The organism is Bradyrhizobium sp. UFLA05-112, assembly GCF_053572325.1.
Genome location: NZ_JBANBK010000025.1, coordinates 25501 through 48806 on the forward strand (window position 1 = coordinate 25501; position 23306 = coordinate 48806).

24 protein-coding genes are annotated in these 23306 nt (G+C 63.2%); 3 read left to right on the forward strand and 21 right to left on the reverse strand.

Features of this window, described 5'->3' with window-relative positions:
- Nucleotides 1-70: 70 nt before the first annotated feature.
- From SO180_RS16645 to SO180_RS16700, 12 genes are all read right to left on the reverse strand, one after another.
- Nucleotides 71-1030, reverse strand: a complete 960-nt coding sequence (locus SO180_RS16645; protein ID WP_449379914.1) for an AraC-like ligand-binding domain-containing protein — start codon at nucleotides 1028-1030, stop codon at nucleotides 71-73.
- Nucleotides 1031-1136: 106 nt separating this feature from the next.
- On the reverse strand, nucleotides 1137-2102 hold the full coding sequence (locus tag SO180_RS16650) for a LysR family transcriptional regulator (RefSeq protein ID WP_449379989.1): 966 nt from the start codon (nucleotides 2100-2102) through the stop codon (nucleotides 1137-1139).
- Between the two features lie 186 nt (nucleotides 2103-2288).
- On the reverse strand, nucleotides 2289-3266 hold the full coding sequence (locus SO180_RS16655) for a 5-oxoprolinase subunit C family protein (RefSeq protein WP_449379915.1): 978 nt from the start codon (nucleotides 3264-3266) through the stop codon (nucleotides 2289-2291).
- Nucleotides 3256-4131: a 5-oxoprolinase subunit B family protein gene (locus SO180_RS16660; protein WP_449379916.1), complete on the reverse strand. Its 876-nt coding sequence runs from the start codon at nucleotides 4129-4131 to the stop codon at nucleotides 3256-3258. The genes SO180_RS16655 and SO180_RS16660 overlap by 11 nt, the downstream gene beginning before the upstream one ends.
- A 43-nt stretch (nucleotides 4132-4174) precedes the next feature.
- Nucleotides 4175-5569 carry an acetyl-CoA carboxylase biotin carboxylase subunit gene (locus SO180_RS16665; RefSeq protein ID WP_449379917.1) on the reverse strand — a complete coding sequence of 465 codons (1395 nt, stop codon included), beginning with the start codon at nucleotides 5567-5569 and terminating at the stop codon, nucleotides 4175-4177.
- A gap of 16 nt (nucleotides 5570-5585) precedes the next feature.
- Nucleotides 5586-5828, reverse strand: a complete 243-nt coding sequence (locus SO180_RS16670) for an acetyl-CoA carboxylase (RefSeq protein ID WP_449379918.1) — start codon at nucleotides 5826-5828, stop codon at nucleotides 5586-5588.
- A gap of 43 nt (nucleotides 5829-5871) precedes the next feature.
- Nucleotides 5872-6600: a 5-oxoprolinase subunit PxpA gene (pxpA, locus tag SO180_RS16675; RefSeq protein ID WP_449379919.1), complete on the reverse strand. Its 729-nt coding sequence runs from the start codon at nucleotides 6598-6600 to the stop codon at nucleotides 5872-5874.
- A gap of 88 nt (nucleotides 6601-6688) precedes the next feature.
- Complete coding sequence (locus SO180_RS16680) at nucleotides 6689-7876, reverse strand: ABC transporter substrate-binding protein (protein WP_449379920.1); 1188 nt, start codon at nucleotides 7874-7876, stop codon at nucleotides 6689-6691.
- A 30-nt stretch (nucleotides 7877-7906) separates the two neighbouring features.
- Nucleotides 7907-8980 carry a branched-chain amino acid ABC transporter permease gene (locus tag SO180_RS16685; RefSeq protein WP_449379921.1) on the reverse strand — a complete coding sequence of 358 codons (1074 nt, stop codon included), beginning with the start codon at nucleotides 8978-8980 and terminating at the stop codon, nucleotides 7907-7909.
- 4 nt (nucleotides 8981-8984) lie between these two features.
- Complete coding sequence (locus SO180_RS16690) at nucleotides 8985-9899, reverse strand: branched-chain amino acid ABC transporter permease (RefSeq protein WP_449379922.1); 915 nt, start codon at nucleotides 9897-9899, stop codon at nucleotides 8985-8987.
- A 1-nt stretch (nucleotide 9900) separates the two neighbouring features.
- Nucleotides 9901-10623, reverse strand: a complete 723-nt coding sequence (locus tag SO180_RS16695) for an ABC transporter ATP-binding protein (protein WP_449379923.1) — start codon at nucleotides 10621-10623, stop codon at nucleotides 9901-9903.
- Nucleotides 10620-11396, reverse strand: a complete 777-nt coding sequence (locus tag SO180_RS16700; protein WP_449379924.1) for an ABC transporter ATP-binding protein — start codon at nucleotides 11394-11396, stop codon at nucleotides 10620-10622. Before SO180_RS16700 ends, SO180_RS16695 begins: the two co-directional genes overlap by 4 nt.
- Before the next feature lie 98 nt (nucleotides 11397-11494).
- Between SO180_RS16700 and SO180_RS16705 the strand changes: the two genes are divergently transcribed.
- Both SO180_RS16705 and SO180_RS16710 read left to right on the forward strand, forming a co-directional pair.
- Nucleotides 11495-12415, forward strand: coding sequence for a LysR substrate-binding domain-containing protein (locus SO180_RS16705; protein ID WP_449379925.1), 921 nt, complete (start codon nucleotides 11495-11497; stop codon nucleotides 12413-12415).
- Nucleotides 12416-12441: 26 nt separating this feature from the next.
- Complete coding sequence (locus SO180_RS16710) at nucleotides 12442-13203, forward strand: enoyl-CoA hydratase-related protein (protein ID WP_449379926.1); 762 nt, start codon at nucleotides 12442-12444, stop codon at nucleotides 13201-13203.
- A 100-nt stretch (nucleotides 13204-13303) separates the two neighbouring features.
- Here the strand turns inward: SO180_RS16710 and SO180_RS16715 are convergent, their stop codons facing one another.
- The 9 genes from SO180_RS16715 to SO180_RS16755 are packed head-to-tail and all read right to left on the reverse strand — an operon-like array spanning nucleotide 13304 to nucleotide 22127.
- On the reverse strand, nucleotides 13304-14278 hold the full coding sequence (locus SO180_RS16715; RefSeq protein WP_449379927.1) for an ABC transporter ATP-binding protein: 975 nt from the start codon (nucleotides 14276-14278) through the stop codon (nucleotides 13304-13306).
- Nucleotides 14275-15144 carry an ABC transporter permease gene (locus SO180_RS16720; protein WP_449379928.1) on the reverse strand — a complete coding sequence of 290 codons (870 nt, stop codon included), beginning with the start codon at nucleotides 15142-15144 and terminating at the stop codon, nucleotides 14275-14277. Before SO180_RS16720 ends, SO180_RS16715 begins: the two co-directional genes overlap by 4 nt.
- Entirely contained in the window at nucleotides 15141-16079 is a 939-nt protein-coding gene (locus tag SO180_RS16725; RefSeq protein WP_449379929.1) for an ABC transporter permease, read from the reverse strand. Before SO180_RS16725 ends, SO180_RS16720 begins: the two co-directional genes overlap by 4 nt.
- Before the next feature lie 31 nt (nucleotides 16080-16110).
- Nucleotides 16111-17661, reverse strand: coding sequence for an ABC transporter substrate-binding protein (locus SO180_RS16730; RefSeq protein ID WP_449379930.1), 1551 nt, complete (start codon nucleotides 17659-17661; stop codon nucleotides 16111-16113).
- Complete coding sequence (locus SO180_RS16735; RefSeq protein WP_449379931.1) at nucleotides 17639-18799, reverse strand: NAD(P)/FAD-dependent oxidoreductase; 1161 nt, start codon at nucleotides 18797-18799, stop codon at nucleotides 17639-17641. The genes SO180_RS16730 and SO180_RS16735 overlap by 23 nt, the downstream gene beginning before the upstream one ends.
- Nucleotides 18796-20166, reverse strand: coding sequence for an FAD/NAD(P)-dependent oxidoreductase (locus tag SO180_RS16740; RefSeq protein ID WP_449379932.1), 1371 nt, complete (start codon nucleotides 20164-20166; stop codon nucleotides 18796-18798). The genes SO180_RS16735 and SO180_RS16740 overlap by 4 nt, the downstream gene beginning before the upstream one ends.
- Nucleotides 20163-20399, reverse strand: coding sequence for a (2Fe-2S)-binding protein (locus tag SO180_RS16745; protein WP_449379990.1), 237 nt, complete (start codon nucleotides 20397-20399; stop codon nucleotides 20163-20165). Before SO180_RS16745 ends, SO180_RS16740 begins: the two co-directional genes overlap by 4 nt.
- A gap of 44 nt (nucleotides 20400-20443) precedes the next feature.
- Nucleotides 20444-21139, reverse strand: a complete 696-nt coding sequence (locus SO180_RS16750) for an SDR family NAD(P)-dependent oxidoreductase (protein ID WP_449379933.1) — start codon at nucleotides 21137-21139, stop codon at nucleotides 20444-20446.
- On the reverse strand, nucleotides 21132-22127 hold the full coding sequence (locus SO180_RS16755; RefSeq protein ID WP_449379934.1) for an ABC transporter ATP-binding protein: 996 nt from the start codon (nucleotides 22125-22127) through the stop codon (nucleotides 21132-21134). Before SO180_RS16755 ends, SO180_RS16750 begins: the two co-directional genes overlap by 8 nt.
- A gap of 152 nt (nucleotides 22128-22279) precedes the next feature.
- Here SO180_RS16755 and SO180_RS16760 point away from each other — a divergent pair, with 152 nt between their 5' ends.
- Nucleotides 22280-23098 (forward strand): IclR family transcriptional regulator, encoded by an 819-nt coding sequence (locus SO180_RS16760; RefSeq protein WP_449379935.1) that lies wholly within the window; start codon nucleotides 22280-22282, stop codon nucleotides 23096-23098.
- Nucleotides 23099-23306: the final 208 nt, after the last annotated feature.

Sequence of the window (23306 nt, forward strand, 5' to 3'; positions counted from 1 at the left end):
CGGGCGTGGGTGCCCGGATCGGCGGCGGGTTGCCTAGAAATCGGTCAACTGGACACAGGTGACGTTGTTTTCAGGAATTGGAAGCGCGCGAGGTCGCTCGCGCCTCGCTCGGTGTACGGCCAAAACGGCCGCGGTAGTTGCGGCTGAATTGTGCCTGGTCGGCGAAGCCCCACTGATAAGCAATTTCCGAAATGCTCTTTCGGCAATTGGGATCGCGCAGCAGTGCGTCGCACATCGAAAGACGCTGGTTGCGGATATAGGCGCAGACGGTCATACCCTCGCCCTCGAAAATCTGGTGCAGATATCGAAGCGAGATGCCGCAACCATCGGCGATCATCTGGGGCGTGAGCCGCATGTCCTCGAGGCGAGTACGAATGAAATGCTCACAGCGCAGCAGGTGGCCGTTGCGCACCGACGAGGAGTGCCCGGTCAGCACGCGGTCGTCGGACTCGATGGCCATGGCCACGAGTTCGATAAGGTGCTTGCCCATCATCGTGCGCGCCGTCTCGTCCATCTCGCCAATGCGCTCGCCGGCAAGTCGCAGTGTGTCGACGAACAGCGCACCGACGCTGCGGTTGGCATCGAATTGCAGCGTGGCAAGCCGTTCTGGGCGCGAGATACGTGCACGCAGGACCGCGCTCGGGATTTTCAGCACCCACAGCGCCGCTGGATCATGGTGGCTGAATTCGTAAGGTAGGTGGCTGCGCTCGATCACGAAGGCGCCAGGCCGGCAGCGCACATCCTTGCCGTCCTGCTCGAAGCGAATTTCGGCGAGCTCTGGCACGGTAATCAGGAAGGATTCGTCCCCCGCATTCTGGAGATGCCGCTCGTGGCGCTTGTAGAGCAGACCGTTCGCGATGTTTCGGGATACGGAGACCGGCCCCATGGACCAGGCACCGAGACTGGCGCTGAAGTCACTGCGGCTCGGAAAGCGCAGGTCCAGCGAGAAATAAGTCCTGGAGACGACGTCCTGCCAGTACTGACGCCGGGCTTGCAACGGAATGTCGGTGGTCGCGTAGGTGATTTGCATGTCTCACTCCCGCCGCCGGCTGTGCCTCCGGTTGTCGTGTCCCCGCGCGAGTGTGGCGAGGGCAGCCGGACGGCGTCAAGTCGAACAAATACGGAAAACAGATATCTTAGATTTCGATCGCCTCCTCGGCCCGATGCCGATGGTCTAAGCTGACCGGGGGCCTGGCCGGACCGACGCCGGCAACCGCAAAGCGCATGAAATCGAGGAACGCCTTGGCGGCCTCCGAGAGTTTGGTGTCGCGCCGCCAAGCGAGGCCCACATCCATGCTGGGAACCTCATCCTCGATAACGCGGGTCTCGATCCGCTGCCCTTCCAGCGACCAGGGCCGGTAGATCAGGTCGGACAGAATGGCGATACCCATGCCGCCCGCAACCATGGAGCGCACAGCTTCGACGGAGGAGGTGCGGAAGACAGTTTTCGGTTCGAGCGCCGCATGGGTCCAATAGCGCATCGAGGTGTGCTTGGCCTCGTCGACGGTGAGCATGACGTAGGGATAGGTCGCGATCTCCGAGAGATGCACCCGCTCGGCGCGGGTCAGTGGATGCTCAGGTGCAAGCCACAGCCGGCGCGGCGAGCGCAATAAGGTCTCGCTGACGAGCATGGCATTGTCGCGCAGGTTGGAGACCAGCATCACCGCCAGATCGAGCGCGCCGTCGACGAGTGCACGTTCGAGCACGTCGCGCGGCGCCTCGAACAGCTCGATGGTGATGCCGGGAAAGCTCGCCTGGAAGCGCATCTGGTGGCGCGGCAGGAAATAGCCGGACACCGTGTAGGTCACGCCGACGCGCACCGTCCCGAAGAGTGGACCCGCTGACATATGCGTGCTCCGCACCGCTTCGGCGACCGCAGCCAGAATCTGGCGGCCTTGAGACAGGAAGCGACTGCCCTCCATCGTAACGGTTACGCCGTTCGGCGTGCGCTCCAGAAGGCGCGCGCAAACGATTGCTTCAAGCTGCTGGATTGCCGCGGTCACGGCCGATTGCGAGACGTTGAGGTCCATGGCCGCCTGGCTGATGCGTCCAGTCTCGGCAGCGGCGACGAAATAGCGGATCTGTTTCAGAGAAACGGACATCGCGGTTGTTCCGATGTTTGCATAGCTCATGTCTGGTGTTTCTCAGCCCAAGCGCGTCCGCTGCAACTCTCATGCCGAAGGGGAGTTTGCCAGGACGGCCACCAGCCGCGAATGTGGAAGCAAACACATCTGTTCGCCCCGACCGGTGCCGGCCGGGGCGCTGTCAGATCATGCGGCCTCCGGCGACTACGCCAGGGCTGCCCGGAGCTTGCCCAGCAACTCCGCCCGGTTCTTGCGAGCTGCAAGCGCCTGATCCATGCCGACCTTGACGAACTTGACCGGCGTGTTGGGCTGGAGCTGGCCGATCAAATCCATGTCTGCCGCGATGACGGTGCCGACCATGAAATAACCGCCGCCCGAGACTGCGTCACGATGCAGCACGATCGGCTCGGTGCCCCCGGGCACCTGGATCGAGCCATAGGGATAGCAGGCATCGGTGATGTTGGAGGGATCCGAGCCGGCGCCGAACGGCGGCTCACGCGGCACGAATTCGAGTGATTTGCCGCCCTTGAAGCGGTAGCCGATGCGATCCGCTTCTGGAGCAACCTTCCAGGTGTCGGAGAAGAAGGCGTTGCCGGCGGCCTCGGTGATGCGATGCCAGTAGAGCCCCGGCATGGCGCGCAACTCAGTCGGCATGCCGGCCGGCTGGCCGCGCAGGTCCTTCGCGACCGTGCGGCCATCTTTCACGGTTGCTGCGGCCTTGCCGACCGGCAGCTCGTCGCCGGCTTCGAGCTTTCGGCCCTTGAAGCCGCCGAGCGCGCCGAGTGCATAGGTCGAGCGCGAGCCGAGAACGACGGGAACATCGATGCCGCCGGCGACCGCAATGTAGCCGCGCGCGCCCTGCTTGAGGAAGTCGAACGAGAGGATCTGGCCGCGCTTCACCTTGAAGCTGGTCCAGGTCTCGCGCGGCTCGCCATCAAGCTTCGGCGGCAGCTCGGCGCCGGCGATCGCGACCGTGGCGTCCTCGGTGAATTCGAGTTCCGGTCCCATGAACACTGCTTCGAGCACGGCCGCACCTTCCGGGTTGCCGACGAGTAAATTGGCGGCCGCGAGCGCGTGACGGTCCATGCCGCCGGAGAGCGGGATGCCGATGTGATAATACCCGGGGCGCCCAAGGTCCTGGACGGTGGTCGCCAGACCCGGCTTCAAAACCTTAATGGCCATGGAGGACTCCATCGAGCTTGCGGTTGTAGGCATCAATGTCGCGGTTGAACTCGGTCAGCGAGAACGAGACGTCGCGGATGACCGGCGCGAAGCGGCCGCCATCGACGTCGGCGACTGCTGCGTCATAGGCTGCCCGGTCGATCGGCTTCCACTTCACGATGTCGCCCGGTCGGAACAGGCACATGAAGTCGCGCAGATAGCTGATCTTCTGATTGGGATCGTAGATCGGCATCGGCGTGATGCCGAACATCTGGTAGCCGCCAGCACCGCGCACCGAATAAATGCAACTGAAGCATCCGCCGTGCCCCACGGTGAGCTTTGGCGTGTCCGTGCGTGGCCGCAGATATTTCGGCGCCTGAAGCTGCCGCTTGCGCTCCACCATCTGGTAGAGGAAGGGTAGGCCTGCGACGAAGCCGACCATTGAGACGAACCAGGGCGAGCTCGAATGCGCCTTGATGAAGGCATCGACGCCATCGAGCCCGTTGATGCGCGCGGCGTATTCGAGGTCGGTCCCGTTCGGATCCTGGTGCCGTTCTCGGAAGCGCATCAGGGTCTCGTGCGTCCAGGGATCGTTGTAGAGCACGGGGATCTCGATGATCCGCGTCTTGATCACCGGCTCGGACTTCTCGGATCCCGTATCCAGCCGCTTCAGCTCGGTAAGGAGATCGTCGGGCTTGATCTGATCAGGGTCGAACTTGATTTGATAGGATGCATTCGCCGGACAGATCTCGGTCACTCCCTTGATCTTGGCGTCACGCACCGCATTGGTGACGAAGAGGCTCTTGAAGAAAGCCTCCAGCGACATCGCTTCGCCGACTTCGGCGAAGATGTGCTCATCACCGCCAAAGGAAAATCGGGTTTGCATGACTAGCGGCCTCCTGTTGCTGACGGGGCGGGTTCTCTCGTGATCATGGGGCAGCCTTTGCCGTCGGTAACGGCGCCGCAAGCGTCGCGGCATGGGAGTCCAGCCAAGGTTCGAGCCAGGCTGTATGGAAGCGTCCGGCCTGCACGTCGGCGTCGCGGGTAAGCGCCTGATGCAGCGACTTCGTCGTCGCCAGGCCCTCGACATTGAGCTCGGCAAGGGCGCGCTCGAGCTTTCGGATCGCGCTCGCTCGATCTCTGTCATGCACGATCAGCTTGGCGAGCAGGCTGTCGTAGAAAGGTGGTACGGTGTAGCCCTGATAGAGCATGCTGTCGAAGCGCACGCCGTCGCCGCCGGGTACGTCGAGCGCGCTGACGGTTCCCGGGTTCGGCAGGAAGTTCTTCGAGGGATCCTCGGCATTGATGCGGACCTCGATCGAATGGCCGCTGACGCACACCTCGTCCTGGCGCAAGCGTAGGCGCTCGCCGCCGGCGATCCGGATCATCTCGCCCACGAGATCGATGCCGGTGATCATCTCTGTGACGGGATGCTCGACCTGGATGCGGGTGTTCATCTCGAGAAAATAGAATTCATGCGTCCTGTCGTCGTAGAGATATTCGAGCGTTCCGGCGCCGCGGTAGTTGACCGCTTTGGCCAGCGCAACAGCAGAAGCGCAAAGTTTTTCCCGGACGGCTGCAGCCAGCGAAGGCGAGGGGGCCTCTTCCCAAACCTTCTGGCGACGTCGCTGCAAGGAGCATTCGCGCTCGAAGCAATGAATGACGTCGTGCCCGTCACCGAGCACCTGCACCTCTATGTGCCGCGCGCCTTCGACCAGCTTCTCGACGTACAGCCCACCATCGCCGAACGCGGCGAGCGCTTCGGCCTGGGCCTGCGGCATCAGATGACGGAATTCCTCGGCCGATCGCGCGATGCGGATGCCGCGCCCACCGCCGCCGGCTGCCGCCTTGATCATGACGGGAAAGCCCGTCTTGCCGACAAGCGCGAAAGCGTCGTCAATCGATTCCAGGCGACCGCGGCTGCCAGGGACAGTGGGAACGCCGGCCGAGGCTGCAGCTTCCCGCGCCGCGACCTTGTCTCCCATCAGCCGGATCGATTGCGCGGTCGGACCAACGAAGATCAGGCCTGATGCTTCGACAGCCCCGGCGAATTCGGCGTTCTCGGCCAAGAAGCCGTAGCCGGGATGGATGGCATCGGCGCCAGAGGTCTTGGCGGCAGCAAGGATGGTCGCCTGATTGAGGTATGACTTTGAAGCTTGGGGCGGGCCGATCTCGATCGACTCGTCGGCGAGCCGGACAGCGAGCGAGTCCTTGTCGGCCTTGCTATAGACCTGCACGGTCGCAATGCCGAGCTCGCGCGCTGCGCGGATGATGCGCACTGCGATCTCGCCTCGATTGGCTATGAGGAGCTTTTTGATCGGCATGGAGATGCGGTGAGCCTCAAGTGTCGATTTCGGCGATCGCTTGACCGGCCATCACGGGCTCCTCGTTCTCGGCGAGGAACCGCAGGATCTTGCCGGCGGCGCCAGCCTTCACCTCGTTGAACGACTTCATCACCTCGATGAGCCCGATCGTGTCGCTGTCTGCGACCACGTCGCCGTCGTTCTTGTAGGCCGGCTTGTCGGGGGCTGGCTTGCGATAGAAGATGCCCGGAAGCGGCGAGAAGATCTGTTGGGTTGCCATGGATTCCTCGTGACGTGATTGCTTCGATTGTTGGCGCACTGGCTCAGCGCGCAGTGAGATAGGGACGGACCGCCTCGCGAACGGCCTCCGCGATCGCGACTGCGTTGGGCGTGTCGGAATGGATGCAGATCGAATCGGCGCCGACCGTGATGTCGTTTCCGGCCACTGTCCGCGTCTTGCCTTCGCTCACGGCGCGCGTGCACCGTGAGGCGGCATCGACGGGGTCCTTGGCCTCGTGCTCGCGGGTGATGATGAGGCTGCCGTCGGCGTTGTAATCGAGGTCGGCATAATATTCGGCGACGAAGGTGTGGCCGCGGCGCTCATAGACCGTTTGATGCAGCGTTCCCTTCATGCCGAGCAGTGGCACCTTATAGACGTCGGCGGCATCGGCTACGGCTTCAGCGATCTCCTCGTTGCGCGACGCCATGCCATAGAGGGCGCCGTGCGGTTTGATGTGGTTGAGGGCCATGCCCTCGGCGTCGAGAAACGCCTTGAGGGCTCCGATCTGATAGAGCAGGCAGTTGGCCAGCTCCTCGCGGCTGATTTTCATCTCCCTGCGGCCGAAACCCTGCAAGTCGGGTAGCGAGGGGTGCGCGCCGACCTTGACGCCGAACTCCTTGGCTAGTTGCACCGTCTTGCGCATGTGATTGAAGTCGGAGGCATGAAAGCCGCAAGCGACGTTAGCGACGTCGATATGGGGCATCAGTGCCTTGTCGTCGCCCATCTTGTAGAGGCCGTAGGCCTCGCCCATGTCGCAGTTGATCACGACCATCTCTCCATTTCCTCCCAACGACTTTGCAGACGAAGAAGCAAGGTCGTCCGGGGTCCGCATGGCGTACCCCGGACGGCGCATTGCCGGTTTACTTGGACACCAGATAGTCGAGCGGAATCTTCTCCGAGATCGTCCACTGATCGACCACCTTCGGCTTGCCGGCCTCGGTGTCGACGATCAGGTAACGACCCTGGTTCTGATGGTGGATGTCCTTGGTGAAGGTGCGAGGCCCGAACAGCGTCGGTTCGTTGGTCATCTTCTCGAGTTCGGCAACGACCGCCGGCGCGTCGGTAGACTTGGCGCGTTCGACCGCCTTGGCCCAGACGTCGATCAGGACGTAGCCGGGATAGACGTACTGGCTCGACGGATCGCCGCCGGTGACTTCCTTGTACTTCTTGTTGAACTCGTTGACCTTGGGATTGGGATCGTCGCCATAGACCGAGCCCTGTACCGGAACGTAGAAGTTCGACAGATCCGGTGTGGCGTTCAGCCAATAGCTGCCGTCGACGCCGGAGCCGTTCAGGATCATCGACTTGATGCCGGCGGCGCGGATCTGCTTGATGGCGGATACGGCGCCCGGCATCATCGTGCAGAGCATGATGGCGTCCGGTTCCTTCGGTAGGCTTTTGATGCGCGTAATTTGCGAGGCGATCGAGGCGTCATCGTTCTTGAAAGTATCGCTGCCGACGAGCTTGGCCTCCTTCAGGTGCGGCATCTGCCAGTCGAAGCCGTCGCAAATCCCCTTGTTGTAGACGGTCCAGCTATCGAGCAGCCGGTAGAAGTTGCGCGCATTCTTCTTGTTGTAGGCCCATTCCGCCATGGTCGCGCCCTGGACCGCCGCCAGCACCGAGGCTGAGAACGAGAACGGGCCGACGCCGGGAATGCCGGCCTTGATCGACTCTGCGCAGAGGAAGAAGGAGACTTTGCCGGCTGCCTGGGCCTGCAGCGCCGCGGGCGCGCCGAAATCGTAGTCGCAAGAGACAATGACGAGGTCGGCGCCCTGGTCGAGCACCGCAAGACCAGCTTTGGCGCCCTCGGCCTGGTCGGTCTTGGTGTCGGCGAAGACAGGCTTGATCTTCTTGCCGAGCAGCCCGCCGGCCTTGTTGATCTCATCGATCCTGATCAGAGCCGCATCCTGCGCCGGCTTGTCATAGGCCTGCATGAATCCGGATGCCGCGGTCGCAAAGCCGACGACGATCTCGTCGGCCGCCTGGGCGGGCGTGAAGCAGAGCGCAGTCGCTCCCGCCAGAACACTGAGTATTGTCGTAAAACGCATGAGCCACTCCTCCAATTGAGCAAACGAACGTCAGTTCAGTTCCTTCAGCGCCGTCTGGACGGGGCGAGCCAGACGCCGCTGCAACGGCCATCCGCGCCAGGAGAATTCCTGGTTGCGGGTTAGTCCCGTGGGCAGGTACATCAGGATCACAATGGTGATGATGCCGATCGCGATCTCCTGGACGCCATTCGGCAATGCGATGGTGTGGCCGCCGAGGCTGATGCCCCTCTCGAGATTGCGGAACAGATCGATCAGCAACGACATCACGACTACGCCCGAGACGGCCCCGCTGAGGCTGTACATGCCGCCGACCACCAGCATTGACAGCGTGACAAAGGTCGTCCGCAGATAAAACGCGCCAGGATTCACGATGCTGAGGAAGTGTGCATAGAGCGCGCCGGCGAGCCCGATGATGAAGGCGCTGACGACGAAGGCGATCAGCCGCTCGCGGACGACGTCGATGCCGGAGGCGCTCGCGGCGACGGCCTCGTCGCGCGTGGCGCGAAGCGCAAGTCCCGAGCGCGAGATCGAATAGAGATAGGCGATTACGATCGCAATCGCGGCACCGAGCCACCCAATCCAGACGTTCATGGTTGGCGGAATGCCGACGATCGAGCCCTGTCCACCCGTCACGGAGTCCCAATTCGAATAGACGTTGTTGACGACGCCGAGCAGGCCGAAAGTCGCGATCGAGGCGGCTATGCCCGACAGGCGCATGATCACGCGTCCGATGATCAGCGCGAACAGCGCCGCGAACACGCCCGAGATTGGGGTCGCCACCCACATCGGTAGTTGCGTGTGCAGCAGCCAAGCCGGCAGTCCCTTGAGCGTGATCGACTTCATCACCGGCGGGATGGCGAGCCAGGCGGTCATGTAGGCGCCGAGGCACATGAAGCTGATATGGCCGAATGACAGCAGGCCCGAATTGCCGACGAAGACGTAGAGGCCGACGACGACCATGATGTTGATGAACATCTCGACGGCGGTGCGATTGAAGGCCCGGCTGCCGAATTGATAGGCGAGGGCGGCCATGATGAGCAGCGCTACGATCAGGATGATCGGAGTCACGATCGTCTGCCGGATGACGGATGGCCGCGTCGACATTCGATCAAACTCTCTGCTTGGCTGATTTCGGTGCGAACAGGCCCTGTGGCCGCACCAGGAGCACGACGATGACGGCGCCGTAGACGAAGGCATCGCGGAACACGCGGGCGTCATGAGGCAACGTCGCCTGGAACACGACACTCGCCGCGCCGATCAGGAATCCGGCCGCAACGGCACCCGGAATGCTGCCGAGGCCGCCGATCACGGTTGCGATGAAGGCGATCAGCATCACGTTGGCTCCCATACTGATATCGGCGGTGCCGGAGTTGGTGGCCAGGATCAGGCCGATCGCCGCGGCCAGCATGCCGCTGATGGCGAAAGCCAGCAGGATCACGCCATTGGCGCGAACCCCAAGCATGCGGGCCATGGTGAAATTCTCCGCCGCCGCGCGCATCTCCAGCCCATAGCGCGTGCGCTTGAGGAACAGGACGAGCACGACGAGTACGACCAGCGTGATGATGATGGTCACGACCTGGAGCATCGGGATGTGGGCGCCGAGGAATTCGACCGGCAGGCCCAGGCTCGGCCACAGCGTGATCGATTTCGGCCGGCTCGAATACAGCATCAGCAGGAGATGCCGGATGACGAAGCCGAGAGCAAAGGATGCGATCATCATCGTCGCCGGATTGGTGTTGCGGAAGCGGCGGAAGACCACGATCTCCGACAGTATCGACAGCACCGCGCCGATCAGGAGCAGAAGCGGGATTAGCAGATAGGACGGCAGTTGGCCGGCAAATACGATCGCCGCCGCGTCGACCGAGGGCCACAGCATTGCGAACACGCAAAAGGCGATGAAATCGCCGTGGGCGAAATTGACCAGCCGCATGACGCCGAAGATCAGAGCGATGCCGAGCGCCCCCAGCGCGTAAAGGCTGCCGAGGCTCAGCGCGTCGAAGACGATCTGCAGGATGTCCGTCATCTCAGTGATCTCCGAAGCCGAAATAGGCCTGCTTCAGTCGATCGTCCTTGATCATGTCTGTGGCGGCGCCCTCCAGAACGATGCGCCCCCCGCGGATCAGAACCATCCGTCCACCGGTCATCATGGCGCGGGTCGAGCTTTGCTCGACGATAAGGAGGGTGAGCTTGCGCTGCGCGCGCAGCCGTACCAGGATCTCGTAGACCTGGTCGATGATCTTTGGCGCAAGGCCGAGCGACGGCTCGTCGATCGCCATGATGCGCGGTGCGGCCATCAGTGCGCGACCGATGACGAGCATCTGCTGCTGGCCGCCGGAGAGCATGCCGGCCGGGGTGTGGCGGCGCTCGGCTAGCATCGGGAATTCGTCGTAGACGGACGCCAGATCGTCCGCGATCTTCTTCCGGTCGGTCCGCATGCCGGTGCCGACCTTCAGATTCTCCTCGACCGTCAGGCCGCCGAAGACGTTGCGTCCCTCCGGCACCAGCGAGAATCCGCGCCGGGCAATTTCTTCCGGCGAGGTGCCGGTGACCGTTGCGCCATCGATCATGATGGAGCCCGAGCCCGCCGGCACGACGCCCGCAATCGCATTGAGCAGGGTCGATTTGCCGGCGCCGTTCGGGCCAGTCACGAACAAGACTTCGCCTTCGTCGATTTTCAGCGTGACCCCACGCAGCGCCGTCAAGCGCCCGTAGCTGACCGTGATGTCGTCGACGGCGAGCAACGTCATGATGCGACCGCCTCTTCAGCGACGATCGGCGGAATCAACTCGTCGCGTTGCGTACCCATATAGGCATGTCGCACGGCGTCGCTATCGCGGATCTCTGCGGGTGTGCCGACTTCGATGATTTCGCCGGAGTCGAGGACGAAGATGCGCTCGCAGAGTTCGAGCACGAGGCCGATATTGTGCTCGATCAGGAGTACGCCGACGTTGAGCTCATCCGCGATCCGCCGGATAATCGTGGCGAGTTCGTGGCTCTCATGTTCGGACATGCCCGCCGCCGGCTCGTCGAGCAGCAGATAGCGCGGCGTGCACATGATAGCGCGGCCGACGGCGACACGCCGCTCGTCCGTGTAGGGCAGGGCGCCCGCGATGGTGCTCGCCAGGTGCGAAATGCCGAGCCAGGCCAGAACCCGCTCGGCCTCCGCGATCGCGTCGCGACGAGCCTGGCCGAGACCGACGCCGGTCACCTCCAGGTTGTCTATCACCGGCAGATCACGGAAAAGTCGGCCCGACTGGAAAGTCCGCGCTACGCCTTTGCGTCGCAACTTGTGCGCCGCAATGCCATTGAGCGGCTCGCCTTCAAGTTCGATGCTACCGATGCCGACCGGCTGAAAACCTGTAAGTACATTAATAAGAGTGGTTTTGCCGGCGCCATTGGGGCCGATCAGCCCGGTGATGCGCCCCCGCGGTACGGTCAGGGTAACGCCGGACAACGCTTTCAAGCCTTCGAATTGGACGCTGACATCGCGAGCGACCAACTCCAAGCCACCGGACATCATCTTAATGCCTTCTCACCCGCGAACCGATGGATTGATTTTTCCGTTCCACCGGGTGATTGTAAAATTCGAAATATCGTTCACTGATATCGGAAAATTTGATGTCTCTGACGTTCCGTCAGGTTCGGCATTTCATCGCCACGGCCGAAACCGGACGCGTTTCGGCGGCCGCAGCTGCTCTGAACGTCTCGCAGTCGGCGGTTACAGCCTCGATCAAGATGCTGGAAGCCGAGCTTGGCCGCAAGCTATTCGACCGTCACTCGAACGGCGTGACGTTGACCTTCGACGGACAGGAGTTTTTGCAACGCGCCCGCGCCATCGAGGCGAGTGTTTCAGATGCGATGCGCGGCCCGCATCGCTGGGGAACGCAGGTTGACGGCATAGTCGACGTGGCCGTCAGCTATACCGTTGCCGGATATTTCCTGCCGCCGCTGTTGTCCCGCTTCTGGCGTTCGTTTCCAGGTATAACGGTACGCCTGCACGAATTTCAGCGCGATGCGATCGAGCAGAGTCTGATCAGCGGCAGCGTCGATGCTGCGGTCATGCTCGTTTCGAATCTGCATGACCGGCACTCCATTCGCTCACGGCTGTTGCTGCGCTCGCGGCGTCGCTTGTGGACTTGTGCCAATCATCCGCTCCTCCGCAGAGACAGCATCAAACTGGCGGATCTGGCGAGCGAACCCTATCTGATGTTGACCGTCGACGAAGCCGAACGCTCCGCAATGCGCTACTGGCAGCACACGACGCATGTTCCGAACGTTATCTTCCGCACCTTGTCGGTCGAGGCCGTTCGCAGCATGGTTGCGACGGGCATGGGAATTACCATCCTTTCGGACATGGTCTATCGTCCCTGGTCGCTCGAGGGACATCGCATCGATCTGAAGACGCTCGATGACGATGTCCACACCATGGATGTCGGGCTTGCCTGGAAGAGCAAGGCGGATCTTTCTCCGGCAGCTCGCGCGTTTTGCGAGTTCGTCGCTCATTCCTACCCCGGATCTGAGCCGGTCCAGTTCGACTAAGAGAACGAGATTGCGAGGGAAGCGTCATGACCGAGCACATCATCGTCACCGACGACGGCGCCACCCGCATGATCACGATGCGCCGGCCGGAGAAGAAGAACACGTTGACCCAGGACATGTACCTGGCGATGAGCGATGCCATCAATGCCGCGCAATCCAATCCCGCGATCCGCTGCCTGATCCTCACGGGCCGCTCGGGCGTATTCACCGCCGGCAACGACATCGGCGATTTCCTGAAAGCTGCGACCGAAGCCGACGACGGCGCGCGGCCGCGCAACTCGGTCACTTTCCTTCAGGCGCTGGTTAACAACACCAAGCCGATCATCGCCGCCGTCGATGGCATTGCGATCGGCATCGGCATGACCATGGTGTTGCATTGCGACTACGTGATCGCGAGCACGACCACGACGTTTTCCTCACCCTACATCCACTATGGCCTCCTGCCCGATGGCGCCACCAGCCTGCTCGTGCCGCGTATGGTTGGGCATCAGCGCGCGTTTTCTATGCTGGTGATGGGCCGCGAGATGAGCGCGGAAGACGCGAAGGAGGCCGGCCTGGTCAATCAGATCGTGGCGCCCGGGCACGCCGTCGTCGAGGCGCAGAAAGTCGCGCGCGAAATCTGCGCGCTGCCGGCGGAGGCGGTCGCGGCCGCGCGTAAGCTCCTGAAGCCCCCAACCGAAGAGATCGAGCGCCGGATAGGCCAGGAGAACCATTTCTTCGCGGAGCGCATGCGCTCGCCAGAGGCGCTCGCAGCATTCCAGAAATTCTTTGCGCGCAAGGTCAGATAAGATCGCCGCGCCGCCCTAGTTTCACGCGACCAAGCGGCTCACTCCGACGGGCAACAAGGGTGAAACTGGAGGGATCGTCAACACTTGTTGCCACGACTGATCAGGTCTCTGGGTGGTGACAGGCGACACCTCCATCAGCATCAACTTGCCATTCGGGATACGCGGTCCTGCATACATCGGACGCGCGGGGACAACGGGGATGAAAGTGACATCCTGCCGGCGGATTGGCGGCGGAGGGGATTTCGCCGACGATGCGCGGCAGTGTGCCTCGTATGCCCGGGTCGGGGATCGGCGAAGCATCACGCAGCATACGGGTGTAGGGATGACGTGGTGCGCCGAATACGCGTGCCACCGAACCGTCCTCCACAATGCGCCCGAGATACATCACCGCGACGCGCGAGCAGAACCACCGCACGACACCGAGATCGTGACTGACGAACACGAATGTCAGACCACGCCGTGACTGAAGATCCTTCAGCAACAGTAGCACCTGCGACTGCACAGAAACGTCGAGCGCAGACACCGGCTCGTCGGCAACAATCAGCTCGGGCTCGACGGACAACGCACGAGCAATTCCGATGCGCTGACGCTGTCCCCCGGAAAACTCGTGCGGGTGGCGGTCGTAGGCGGACGGCGGCAGCCCAACCTCCTCCAGCAATGCGATTGCGCGTTCGCGTGCGGCGCGACCGCGGGCAAGGCCGTGCACGCCAAGCGGCTCGGTCAAAGCCTGGCCGATCGTGCGTCGCGGATTGAGCGACGAATAGGGGTCCTGGAATACGATTTGCATGCGACGGCGCAGCCGCTGCAGTATGGATCCATGGGCGCCGGTCACGTCGATGTCGGCGAAGCGCACACGACCGGCATCAGGCGGAATCAGGCGCAGCACGGCGCGCGCCACAGTCGACTTGCCGCAGCCGGACTCGCCGACGAGGCCGAATGCCTCGCCGCGCGCGACTACGAAGCTGACGCCGTCGACGGCGCGGACTTTCGTTGTGATCGGGCGGGGAAAGCCCTTCGTCACCGTGAAATGCTTGGCGAGGTCACGAACCTCGAGCAGGGCTTGCGACGCGGTCATTGGGCGTTCGCTTTCGGATCGGTCACGTCGCAAAGGCCGTCACCCAGGAGGTTCAGTCCAAGCACCAGGACAAGAATGGCCAGTCCCGGCCATATGCACAGCCATGCCGAATCCAGAATGTTCTCGAATCCGTCCCGCATCATGCCGCCCCAGGTCGGCGTCGGCGGCTTGACGCCGAGCCCGATGAAGGACAGCGAGGCCTCGGTGCGGACTGCGGTCGCCATCCAGAGTGTGCCCATGACGAGGAGATCGGTGACGATGTTCGGCAGCACATGCACCAGCAGAATGCGCAAGTGCGAGAACCCGAGCGCGCGGCCGGCCTCGATGAAGGCGCGTTCCTTGAGCACCAGGACGGGTGCTCTCGCAATGCGCGCGAAGGGGGCTATCGCAGTGAGCGCAATGGCAATGATGAGATTGGTGACACTCGACCCAAGCAGTGCCACCATGATCATGCCTAGGATCAGGCTCGGAAACGACAGGAGGACGTCCATCACCTGCATGGTCACGAGATCGAAACGGCCGCCGACATAGCCGCTGATCATGCCGATCGCACCGCCGACGACGATGGCGCCGACAATGGAGAGAAAGGACACCAGTAGCGATACCCGGGCCCCCCACAGTAGCCGTGACAGCACGTCACGGCCGAACTGGTCGGTGCCGAGCAGATAGTCGAAACCGGGTCCCGCCAGGCGATCGAGAATATTCTGTTCGAGGGGATCGCGAGGAGCAATCCAAGGTGCGAGCAGCGCGCCGATGACGACGATCGCGCAGAGCACGACGCCGGCGAGTGTCGTCGGGTCGCTCAAGAGCCGGCCGGCCATCACACGCCAGGGCGAACGCGGTGCGGAAAGGGCCACATCAGTCATTGCTTAACCCTCGGGTCGATGAGGCCATAGCTGATGTCGGTGATCAGGTTCACCACCACGATCAGGAAGCAATAGATCACCATCATGCCCTGCAACATGGTGTAGTCGCGCTGGGTCAGCGCACTGACGATCACCTTGCCGAGGCCGGGCCGATTGAAGACGATTTCGGTGAGCACCGAATTGCCGATGAGGATGCCGACATAGAGGCCGACCACGGTGACCACCGGGATCAGGGCGTTGGACAAGCCGTGGCGCCAGATGATGGCGCGCCGTGGCACACCCTTCGCGCGCGCGGTGCGAATGTAATCCTCGCCAAGAACCTGCAGCATCGAGCTGCGCGTCACGCGGACGACATAGGCCGCCATGACGATGCCAAGGGTCGTCGCGGGCAGGACGAGCTTGTGCAGGCCGTCGATCCAGTCGCCCGGGCGCGGATTGCCGATCACCGGAAACAAGTGCAGTTGCAACGCGAAGACGATCAGGAGAAAAATACCCGAAACAAACACGGGAAAAGACAACCCGAGCAATGACAGCAGGCGCGTGAGCACGTCGATCGGACCGTTGCGGTGGAGGGCAGCCCAGACGCCGGCTGGAATGCCGATCAGGCAGCCGATCGCCATGGCAGTCAGCGTCAACACGATGGTGTGCGGCAAAGCATCGGCAATCTCGGTCCAGACCGCGCGATGCGTGACCATGCTGGTGCCGAGATCGCCGCGCAAGGCGTGACCGAGGAACTCGAAATATTGCGCGCCGATCCAGCGATCAAGGCCGAGTTCGGCGCGCAGGGCCGCGAGCGTTTCCGGGGTGGCCCGATCGCCGAGGATGGCGATAGCCGGATCGCCGGGGACCACGCGCACCAGAAGAAAGACGAGCGTCAATACCGCGAGCAGCGTCGGTATCGAGGCCAGCAATCTGCGGACGATGAAGCCAATCACCGGGCGATCCCCTAGCTTGGTCGCGCTTGCCTCACTTGAATTGCGTGGCTTCGGTCAGGAGCGGACCGAGCGAGAGCGACGCCTTCAACTCATAGCCGTAGTCGAGGTCGGTGTGATGCGCCCAGATCTGCAAGGCCTCCGCCAGCGGAACGGCGCAGAGCGCTGCAACAATCTTCTTCTGGGCCTCGACCCAGAGTGCAACTTGCTTTTCGGTATCGGTCTCGGTCTTGGCGGCGTCGATTTCCTTGTCCGCCACGTCGCAGTGGCTGAAATTGGTGACCGCCGTCGGCTTTCCGACGATGCTTGCCGAATGGAAGAACTGCGTCAGGTAGATGTCCGCCACCGGAAAGCGCGCCGCTGCGTAGTAGACGATCGGGCTCAGATCCTTGCGGATCTGCTGGTGGAAGGTGGCGTGATCGACGACCTGGATGTCGAGATTGATGCCTGCCTTGCGCAGCTGCGCCTGCACGACCTGCATGCTGCCCAGCATCTGCGGCAATTGCGTGTGGATGATCTTGATCGTCACGCCATCGGGATAGCCGGCGTCCTTGAGCAGCGCCTTGGCCTTGGCGACGTCGGTGTTGACGAGACCGACATCCTTCGAGAATCCGAGATAACCCGCCGGAATCACGCTCTGGCCGGGCCGTGCGGTATCGGTGCCCTGCCACTTGACGAGTTCCGGCCGGTTGACGGCATAGGCGATCGCCTGCCGCACGCGGATGTCGTCGAGTGGCTTCGCCGTGATGTTGAGATTGAGATTGGCCAGTTCGCCGGGTTCGAAGACGTCCACGACCGAGTTCGGCAATGCGCGAATGCGGTTGATCCAGGCCTGATCCTGTTTGCCGTAGATGAGGTCGATCTCGCCGTTCTGGAAGGCAAGGTCGCGCGATGAGTCGGAGGGAATGTAGCGGTAGCTTACATGCTCGAGCTTCGGCTTGCCTCTGAAATAGCCGTCGAAGGCCGCGAGTTCGAGCGACTGGTTCGGGGTGTCGGAAACGAAGGCGAAGGGGCCTGTGCCGACCGGATTGCGCGTGAAGTCCGCGCCATGCTTCTCGACCGCCTTGCGGCTGACGATGTAGCCGCCGGAATAATTGGTGAGCAACCCGAGCAGGCTCGGCACCTGGCGCGCCAGGACGATGTGGACCGTATGAGGGTCCGTTGCCTCGATGGTCTTGAACGCGGCGAAGTCGGCGGAGAAGGCCGAGGTCTTGGCGTCGCTGGCTCTCTTGAGACTGAACACGACGTCATCCGCGGTCAGCTCGCCAAAGTCGGCGTGAAACTTGACGCCGTGGCGCAAGTGGAAAGTCCAGTCGAGCTTGTCGGCACTCGATTCCCACTTCTCCGCGAGATCCGGCTCGATCAGCGTCGGGTCCATGGTTCCCGGCTTGAAGCGTACGAGGCCGTTATACATCCAGGCAACCACGGTGCGGTCGATGGTGCTGACCGCACGATGAGGATCGAGCTGGCCGACGTCCTGGGCAGCCATCCCGACTTTCAGATCGCTCTTCGGCGCCGCCGAAGCGGGCACTGCAATGAAGATGGCGGCCGCAAGTGCCGCACTAAGCGTGATGCGAAGCGTCATGTCTCTGTCCCTGCTGGTTGAACAATCCGTTCTCTGCGAAACGATCGATACGGAACGGCTCGAGCGGGACATCCGTGTGTCCGTCGAGGACCAGCTCGCTCATGATGGCTCCGATGGCCGGGCCAAGCTGGAAACCGTGACCGGAGAATCCGAATGCATGAAACAGGCCAGGCGTCGTGCGGCTCGGCCCGATGACCGGAATATCGTCCGGCGTTTCGCCGTCGATGCCGGTCCAGCTCCGGATCACCTGGGTGCCGGCGAGCTGCGGCACGAGCTGCAGCGCCTTCGCCATGGCTGTGGCGCTTGCTTCGGGCGATGGTCGTGACGAGGGAACATCTGGATCGGAATGTCCGCGACCACCGCCGAAGATCACGTTCCCCCGACGGATTTGACGCAGGTAGACGTCGCCACCGACGACGCCCAGATTGGGCGCAATGAAATAGGGCAGGGGCTCGGTCACGAGCATGTTCGGGTTGAGCGGCGAAACCGGAACCTGCTCGCCGAATGCCGCGGCGACCGCGCCGCCCCAATAGCCGGCTGTGTTGACGAGATATCGGGCACGAAATTCGTGGTGGCCCGACGTCACGATGAACTCAGCGCCATCGTGGGCCAGCTTGCTGACCGGGGTGAATTGACGGATTTCGGCACCCACATCGCGCGCGGCCCGTGCGAGAGCCGGGCTCAACAGACGGGGATTTGCGGCGCCGTCGTCTGGCGCGAACGAGCCGGCCACGACGTCGGGGCCCAGCCAGGGATATTGCTGATGGATGGCGTTGCCTCCGATCATGATCAGTGGAAGTTCGTTGGCTTTGGCGACGTCGAGATAAGCGATCAGCTCGGCTTCCTCGGCCTGGTTGCGCGCAAGCTTGAGGTGGCCCGTCACCTCGAATTCGCAGTCGGTGCCGATGAGTTCCGGCAGCCGTGCCCAGATTTCGCGCGCGCGGCGGGCGAGCGGCAATTCGGCCGGATGCCGGCCCTGTTGGCGTACGCCGCCGTAATTGACGCCGCTGGCTTGCCCGCCGATCTGGCCGCGTTCGAGCAGAATGCATCGCACGCCACGCTTTGCAAGATGCAGGGCCGTGGAGCAGCCGGCGCCACCGCCCCCCACGATCAACACATCGGCGGACGTCGCGCTCATGCGGCCTCCGCGGGGAGAATGGGGATCGGCTTCACGGGCGGTTGTCCGCGCAGGCGGCCAACCTGCTCGACCGGGCAGGACATCGTGGCCGCCAGCACCTCGGCCGCGGCCGCGCCGCAGACGCGCCCCTGGCAGCGTCCCATGCCGACGCGGGTGAGGGCTTTGGCCCGATTGACTTCCGACGGCGGAAGCGTCGCGAGGACTTCGTTCGCGGCTGCGCGCAATTCGCCCGCCGTGATCACTTCGCAGCGGCAAAGGATCGTATCGTCGGCCATGTCTGCGGCGAGCTTTGTTGGGAATGGAAAAGCGCGCTCCAATGCGGCGCGGAAGGTTTCACCTTCTGCCAGTCTCGCATCGAGGCGCGCGACTGCGCGCGCATCGACCGGCAGACCGCGCGCTGCCAGCACCGCCCAGGCGGCTCGCGCGCCGGCTGCCTCGGCAAGATCGGCACCGCGAATGCCGCTGCCGTCGCCGGCAAGGAACACGCCTTCGACGGATGTTTGCCCGCTCTGGTCCTTGCGGGGCTGCCAGTTGTGCTGCACGGGATCGAAGTCGAACGGCACGCCGGCGAGATCGGCAAGCTGCGCCTCCGGTTTCAGCCCAAAGCCGAGCGCGACGGCGTCGACTGCCGCCCCGTGCTTGCAGCCGCGCGCATCGCGCCAGCTCAGCGATTCGACTCGACCGTCGCCTTCGATCGCGAGCGGTATTGCGCCCTCGACGATGGGGATGCCGTGCGCCCGCAGCCAGGCGATGTAGTAAAGGCCTTTGGCGAAAGTTGCGCGGCCGCGCATCAGCCTGAACGCCTGTGTTGCCTTCGTGGCGAACGGAGTCGTGTCGAGCACAGCCGCAATTTGCGCGCCGGCGCGGGCATATTGATAGGCGACGAGATAAAGCAGGGGCCCAGTTCCGAGAAAGGCAACGCGCGCGCCGATGGCGCAGCCCTGCGCCTTCAGTGAAATCTGCGATCCGCCCAGAGTGAATACCCCCGGCAGTGTCCAGCCCGGGAGCGGGATCACCCGATCCATCGCACCAGTGCAAAGGATGGTCTGCGCGAACGGCACGACACTCGCCCTTCCGTCGCAGATCGTGTCGATCACGCCGGAACGCAAATTCCATGCGAGTGTTCGTGGCCGGAAATCCACCGAGGACCGCAGCCGGTCGAATGTGTCGTGTATGGCCTGTGCCTTTGCAGCCTCAAAGCCGTAGAGAGCACGCGCGGTGCGCTGGAATCCGGCGGGCTGGCGCTGATAGATACGCCCGCCATTCTCCGGCGCTTCGTCGATCACGATTGGACGCAGGCCTGCGCAGACAAGAACCTCGGCCGCGCGTGTGCCGGCCGGACCGGCGCCGACGATGACGATACTCATGGCTGCACCATCCTGCGTGACACGTGCATGCCTTCTGCGACTGGGGTCGTGCAGGCGCGCACGCGGCCGCCTCCCTCGACGTTCACCCAGCAATCCTGGCACGCTCCCATCAGGCAAAAGCCCGCACGCAGACCATCGCCGAATTCGCTCGCACGCAGGTAGCCGTCTTGTGCGAGAATGGCCGTGAGCAGAGTGTCACCCTCGAGCGCGGCCACGGGCGCACCGTCGAGCATGAACGACACGGCGGCCCGATTGGTCTCCGCCAGGCGTTGCAATCTCAAAGCATGTCCTCCAGCCGGCAATTGACCAGCAACTCGGCGATGGTCGCGGTGTTTGGCAGTCGCAGGACCGTCGCGATCAGTTCGGCGATGTCGCGTGGGTCGCTCATTTTCTCGCGTGGCCATTTGGTGACATGCGCGGTCATGTCGGTGGCAACGAAGCTCGGGCAGATCGCGGTCGCGCGGATGCCGTGGTCCCAGCCGTATTGCCGTACGGCATGGGTGAGCGCGATGAGCGCAAACTTGCTCATTGCATAACCGGCGTTGGGATTGCGGACGCGCTTGCCCGACATCGAGGCGACGTTGATCACGCGTCCTTCGCCGCTCTCGGCGAGGTGCGGCAGCGCGAGTCGCATGAGCCGCATCGGCGCCTTGACGTTGATCAGCATCATGGCGTCGAGCGCCGTTTCGTCCGGATCGGTCAGATTGGCATCCGGATTGATTCCAGCAGCGTTGATGAGGCCGTCGAGGCGCCCGAAACGCTCGATCGTCGCCGCAACCCATGCTTCCGCCGAGGCCAGCGACTCGGCGTCGTAGCGCTGCAGCATCAGCCGGTCGGATCCGACCAGCCCGCGGGTATCGCGCACGCCGGCCGAGACGTGATAGCCGCCTGCGCCCAGGCGCTCCACCACGGCGCGGCCGATCCCGCGCGAAGCGCCAGAGACCATCACCACGCGACCGGCCGCCTCAAGCATGGGCAAGCTCCTTCGCAAAAGTGTTGGTCGCGATATGACACCGGGCGAGATGCCGTGGGGCAGCCGCGGCTAGAACTTGCGGCGTCTCGCAACCTTCGCGGCGCAACGGGCAGCGCGGCGCGAAACGGCATCCCTTCGGCATGTCGTTGAGGGGCGGCACGCGGCCGGGAATGGCGGCGAGAGTCTGCTCCGCGCGATCCATGCGCGGGATAGCCGAGAACAGCGCGCGCGTATAGGGATGGGCGGGCTTTGTGAAGATCTCGTGCACCGGCGCCTCTTCGACAATCTGGCCCGCATACATCACCGCAACGCGATCGGCGATCTGGGCAACGACGCCGAGATTATGCGTGATGAACAGCATGGCCATGCCGTGCCGCGACTTCAGATCGGCGAGCAACCCGAGCACCTGCGCCTGGATGGTCACGTCGAGGGCGGTCGTCGGTTCGTCGGCGAGCAGCAGCGTCGGTTCGCACGCGAGCGCCATCGCGATCATCACGCGCTGGCGCATGCCGCCCGAGAATTGATGCGGATAATCGTGGAAACGCTGCTTGGCGGACGGAATTTTCACCTCTTCGAGAACCGCGAGCGCCTTCGCCTCGGCGGCTGCCCGGGGCAGGCCGCGATGGACGCGCAGCGCTTCGGCAACCTGCGATCCGATGCTCATTACCGGATTGAGGCTCGTCATCGGCTCCTGAAAGATCATCGCCATGCGATCGCCGCGCAGAGCCTCGAACTTCGCTTCATCAAGAGTTCGCAGATCGACGCCATCGAGCAGGATGCGGCCCGCCGGCACGCGACCATGCGGTTGCGGCACGAGACCCATAATAGAGAGGGCCGTGACCGACTTTCCGCAGCCGGACTCGCCGACCAGGGCCAGCGTCTCGTTGCGGTCGAGCGCGAAGGACACCCCATCGACGGCCGCATACCATTCGGCACGAATGCGAAATTCGGTCCGAAGATCTTCGACACGCAAGACCGGTTCGCGCATGGAGCAGGACTGCCAGAGCGAGGGCGTTACTCACCATTCAGGTCTTTGATCCGCGGTATGTCAATGCCATATTCCGATATGTGCAAACATCCGACACGACTCTTTCGGTATGTGTAATTTGAAGGCGGCGACGGAGAGGATATTTTCATCTGATGGATGATACTTCGAGTGCTGGACCTTCCGGAAGTCTGCCGCGCGCCGTCGCCTTGCTGCGTGCGCTAGCCACGTGCGGCAGCGCGGGGACGCGGTTGACGAATGCGGCCGAGACGGCCGGACTGACACCGGCCTCGGCGCACAGATTGCTGCGCATGCTGATCGACGAAGGCCTGGTAGAGCAGGATGGGCGCAGCAAGTATTACCGACTGAGCATCGAGTTTTTTGCGCTTGCCGCCCGGGCCGGAAACCCCGGCAATCTGCGCGAGGTTTGCCGGCCGACGCTGTTGCGGCTGTCGGCGGCTTTGGGGGACACGGTCTTTCTCCTGGTACGCAGTGGATATGATGCGGTCTGCCTCGATCGCTGCGAAGGACCGGTGCCGATCCGCTCTTTCACCGGCGATATCGGGGGCAAGGTGATCCTTGGGGTCGGGCAGGGCAGCATGGCCATCCTCGCTCACCTGCCTGAGGCGGAGCGTGAGGAGGTGATCCGTTTCAACCTGCCGCGCCTCCTCAATTTCGGCCTGTTCGACGAGGTGTTCTTCCGCAATGAAATCGATCGAGTGCGGGAGAACGGTTACGCAGCGCGCGGTACCGGGCTTCTGCCGGGCATGGCTGGTGTTGCCGTTGCTATCCTTGATCGCGAACGACGGCCGCTCGCCGCGATCAGTATCGGCAGCACAGTCGAGCGGCTCAATTCGGAGCGCTTGCCGATTGTGGTCCAGGTGCTCAGGCGCGAGGCCGAGGCGCTGGCACAGAAGGTCAACCCGTTCGATGTCGCCTTGCGGAGGCCGGGCCAATATGCCGGCTCGTATTGAGATGTCCCATGTGCACCAACATGGTCTCTTTCATGTGGTCCGCAGTCGCCTTTCTGCGCAGTTTGTGTGCACACTCTCCGAACCCAAGGCCAAAGCATCCTGGACACGAGGCAAAATGGGCGCACTGGAGCCGGACTGCATTTCATTCAACGAGCGGGTGCTCGCCAATCAAGTCAGCAATCGCCTGCGCGGAGAGCTTTTGCACAAT

Coding starts and splice junctions, on each gene's coding strand:
- SO180_RS16645 (WP_449379914.1), bottom strand. CDS start 1,030: ATGCAAATCACCTACGCGACCACCGACATTCCGTTGCAAGCCCGGCGT.
- SO180_RS16650 (WP_449379989.1), bottom strand. CDS start 2,102: ATGTCCGTTTCTCTGAAACAGATCCGCTATTTCGTCGCCGCTGCCGAG.
- SO180_RS16655 (WP_449379915.1), bottom strand. CDS start 3,266: ATGGCCATTAAGGTTTTGAAGCCGGGTCTGGCGACCACCGTCCAGGAC.
- SO180_RS16660 (WP_449379916.1), bottom strand. CDS start 4,131: ATGCAAACCCGATTTTCCTTTGGCGGTGATGAGCACATCTTCGCCGAA.
- SO180_RS16665 (WP_449379917.1), bottom strand. CDS start 5,569: ATGCCGATCAAAAAGCTCCTCATAGCCAATCGAGGCGAGATCGCAGTG.
- SO180_RS16670 (WP_449379918.1), bottom strand. CDS start 5,828: ATGGCAACCCAACAGATCTTCTCGCCGCTTCCGGGCATCTTCTATCGC.
- pxpA (WP_449379919.1), bottom strand. CDS start 6,600: ATGGTCGTGATCAACTGCGACATGGGCGAGGCCTACGGCCTCTACAAG.
- SO180_RS16680 (WP_449379920.1), bottom strand. CDS start 7,876: ATGCGTTTTACGACAATACTCAGTGTTCTGGCGGGAGCGACTGCGCTC.
- SO180_RS16685 (WP_449379921.1), bottom strand. CDS start 8,980: ATGTCGACGCGGCCATCCGTCATCCGGCAGACGATCGTGACTCCGATC.
- SO180_RS16690 (WP_449379922.1), bottom strand. CDS start 9,899: ATGACGGACATCCTGCAGATCGTCTTCGACGCGCTGAGCCTCGGCAGC.
- SO180_RS16695 (WP_449379923.1), bottom strand. CDS start 10,623: ATGACGTTGCTCGCCGTCGACGACATCACGGTCAGCTACGGGCGCTTG.
- SO180_RS16700 (WP_449379924.1), bottom strand. CDS start 11,396: ATGATGTCCGGTGGCTTGGAGTTGGTCGCTCGCGATGTCAGCGTCCAA.
- SO180_RS16705 (WP_449379925.1), top strand. CDS start 11,495: ATGTCTCTGACGTTCCGTCAGGTTCGGCATTTCATCGCCACGGCCGAA.
- SO180_RS16710 (WP_449379926.1), top strand. CDS start 12,442: ATGACCGAGCACATCATCGTCACCGACGACGGCGCCACCCGCATGATC.
- SO180_RS16715 (WP_449379927.1), bottom strand. CDS start 14,278: ATGACCGCGTCGCAAGCCCTGCTCGAGGTTCGTGACCTCGCCAAGCAT.
- SO180_RS16720 (WP_449379928.1), bottom strand. CDS start 15,144: ATGACTGATGTGGCCCTTTCCGCACCGCGTTCGCCCTGGCGTGTGATG.
- SO180_RS16730 (WP_449379930.1), bottom strand. CDS start 17,661: ATGACGCTTCGCATCACGCTTAGTGCGGCACTTGCGGCCGCCATCTTC.
- SO180_RS16735 (WP_449379931.1), bottom strand. CDS start 18,799: ATGAGCGCGACGTCCGCCGATGTGTTGATCGTGGGGGGCGGTGGCGCC.
- SO180_RS16740 (WP_449379932.1), bottom strand. CDS start 20,166: ATGAGTATCGTCATCGTCGGCGCCGGTCCGGCCGGCACACGCGCGGCC.
- SO180_RS16745 (WP_449379990.1), bottom strand. CDS start 20,399: ATGCTCGACGGTGCGCCCGTGGCCGCGCTCGAGGGTGACACTCTGCTC.
- SO180_RS16750 (WP_449379933.1), bottom strand. CDS start 21,139: ATGCTTGAGGCGGCCGGTCGCGTGGTGATGGTCTCTGGCGCTTCGCGC.
- SO180_RS16755 (WP_449379934.1), bottom strand. CDS start 22,127: ATGCGCGAACCGGTCTTGCGTGTCGAAGATCTTCGGACCGAATTTCGC.
- SO180_RS16760 (WP_449379935.1), top strand. CDS start 22,280: ATGGATGATACTTCGAGTGCTGGACCTTCCGGAAGTCTGCCGCGCGCC.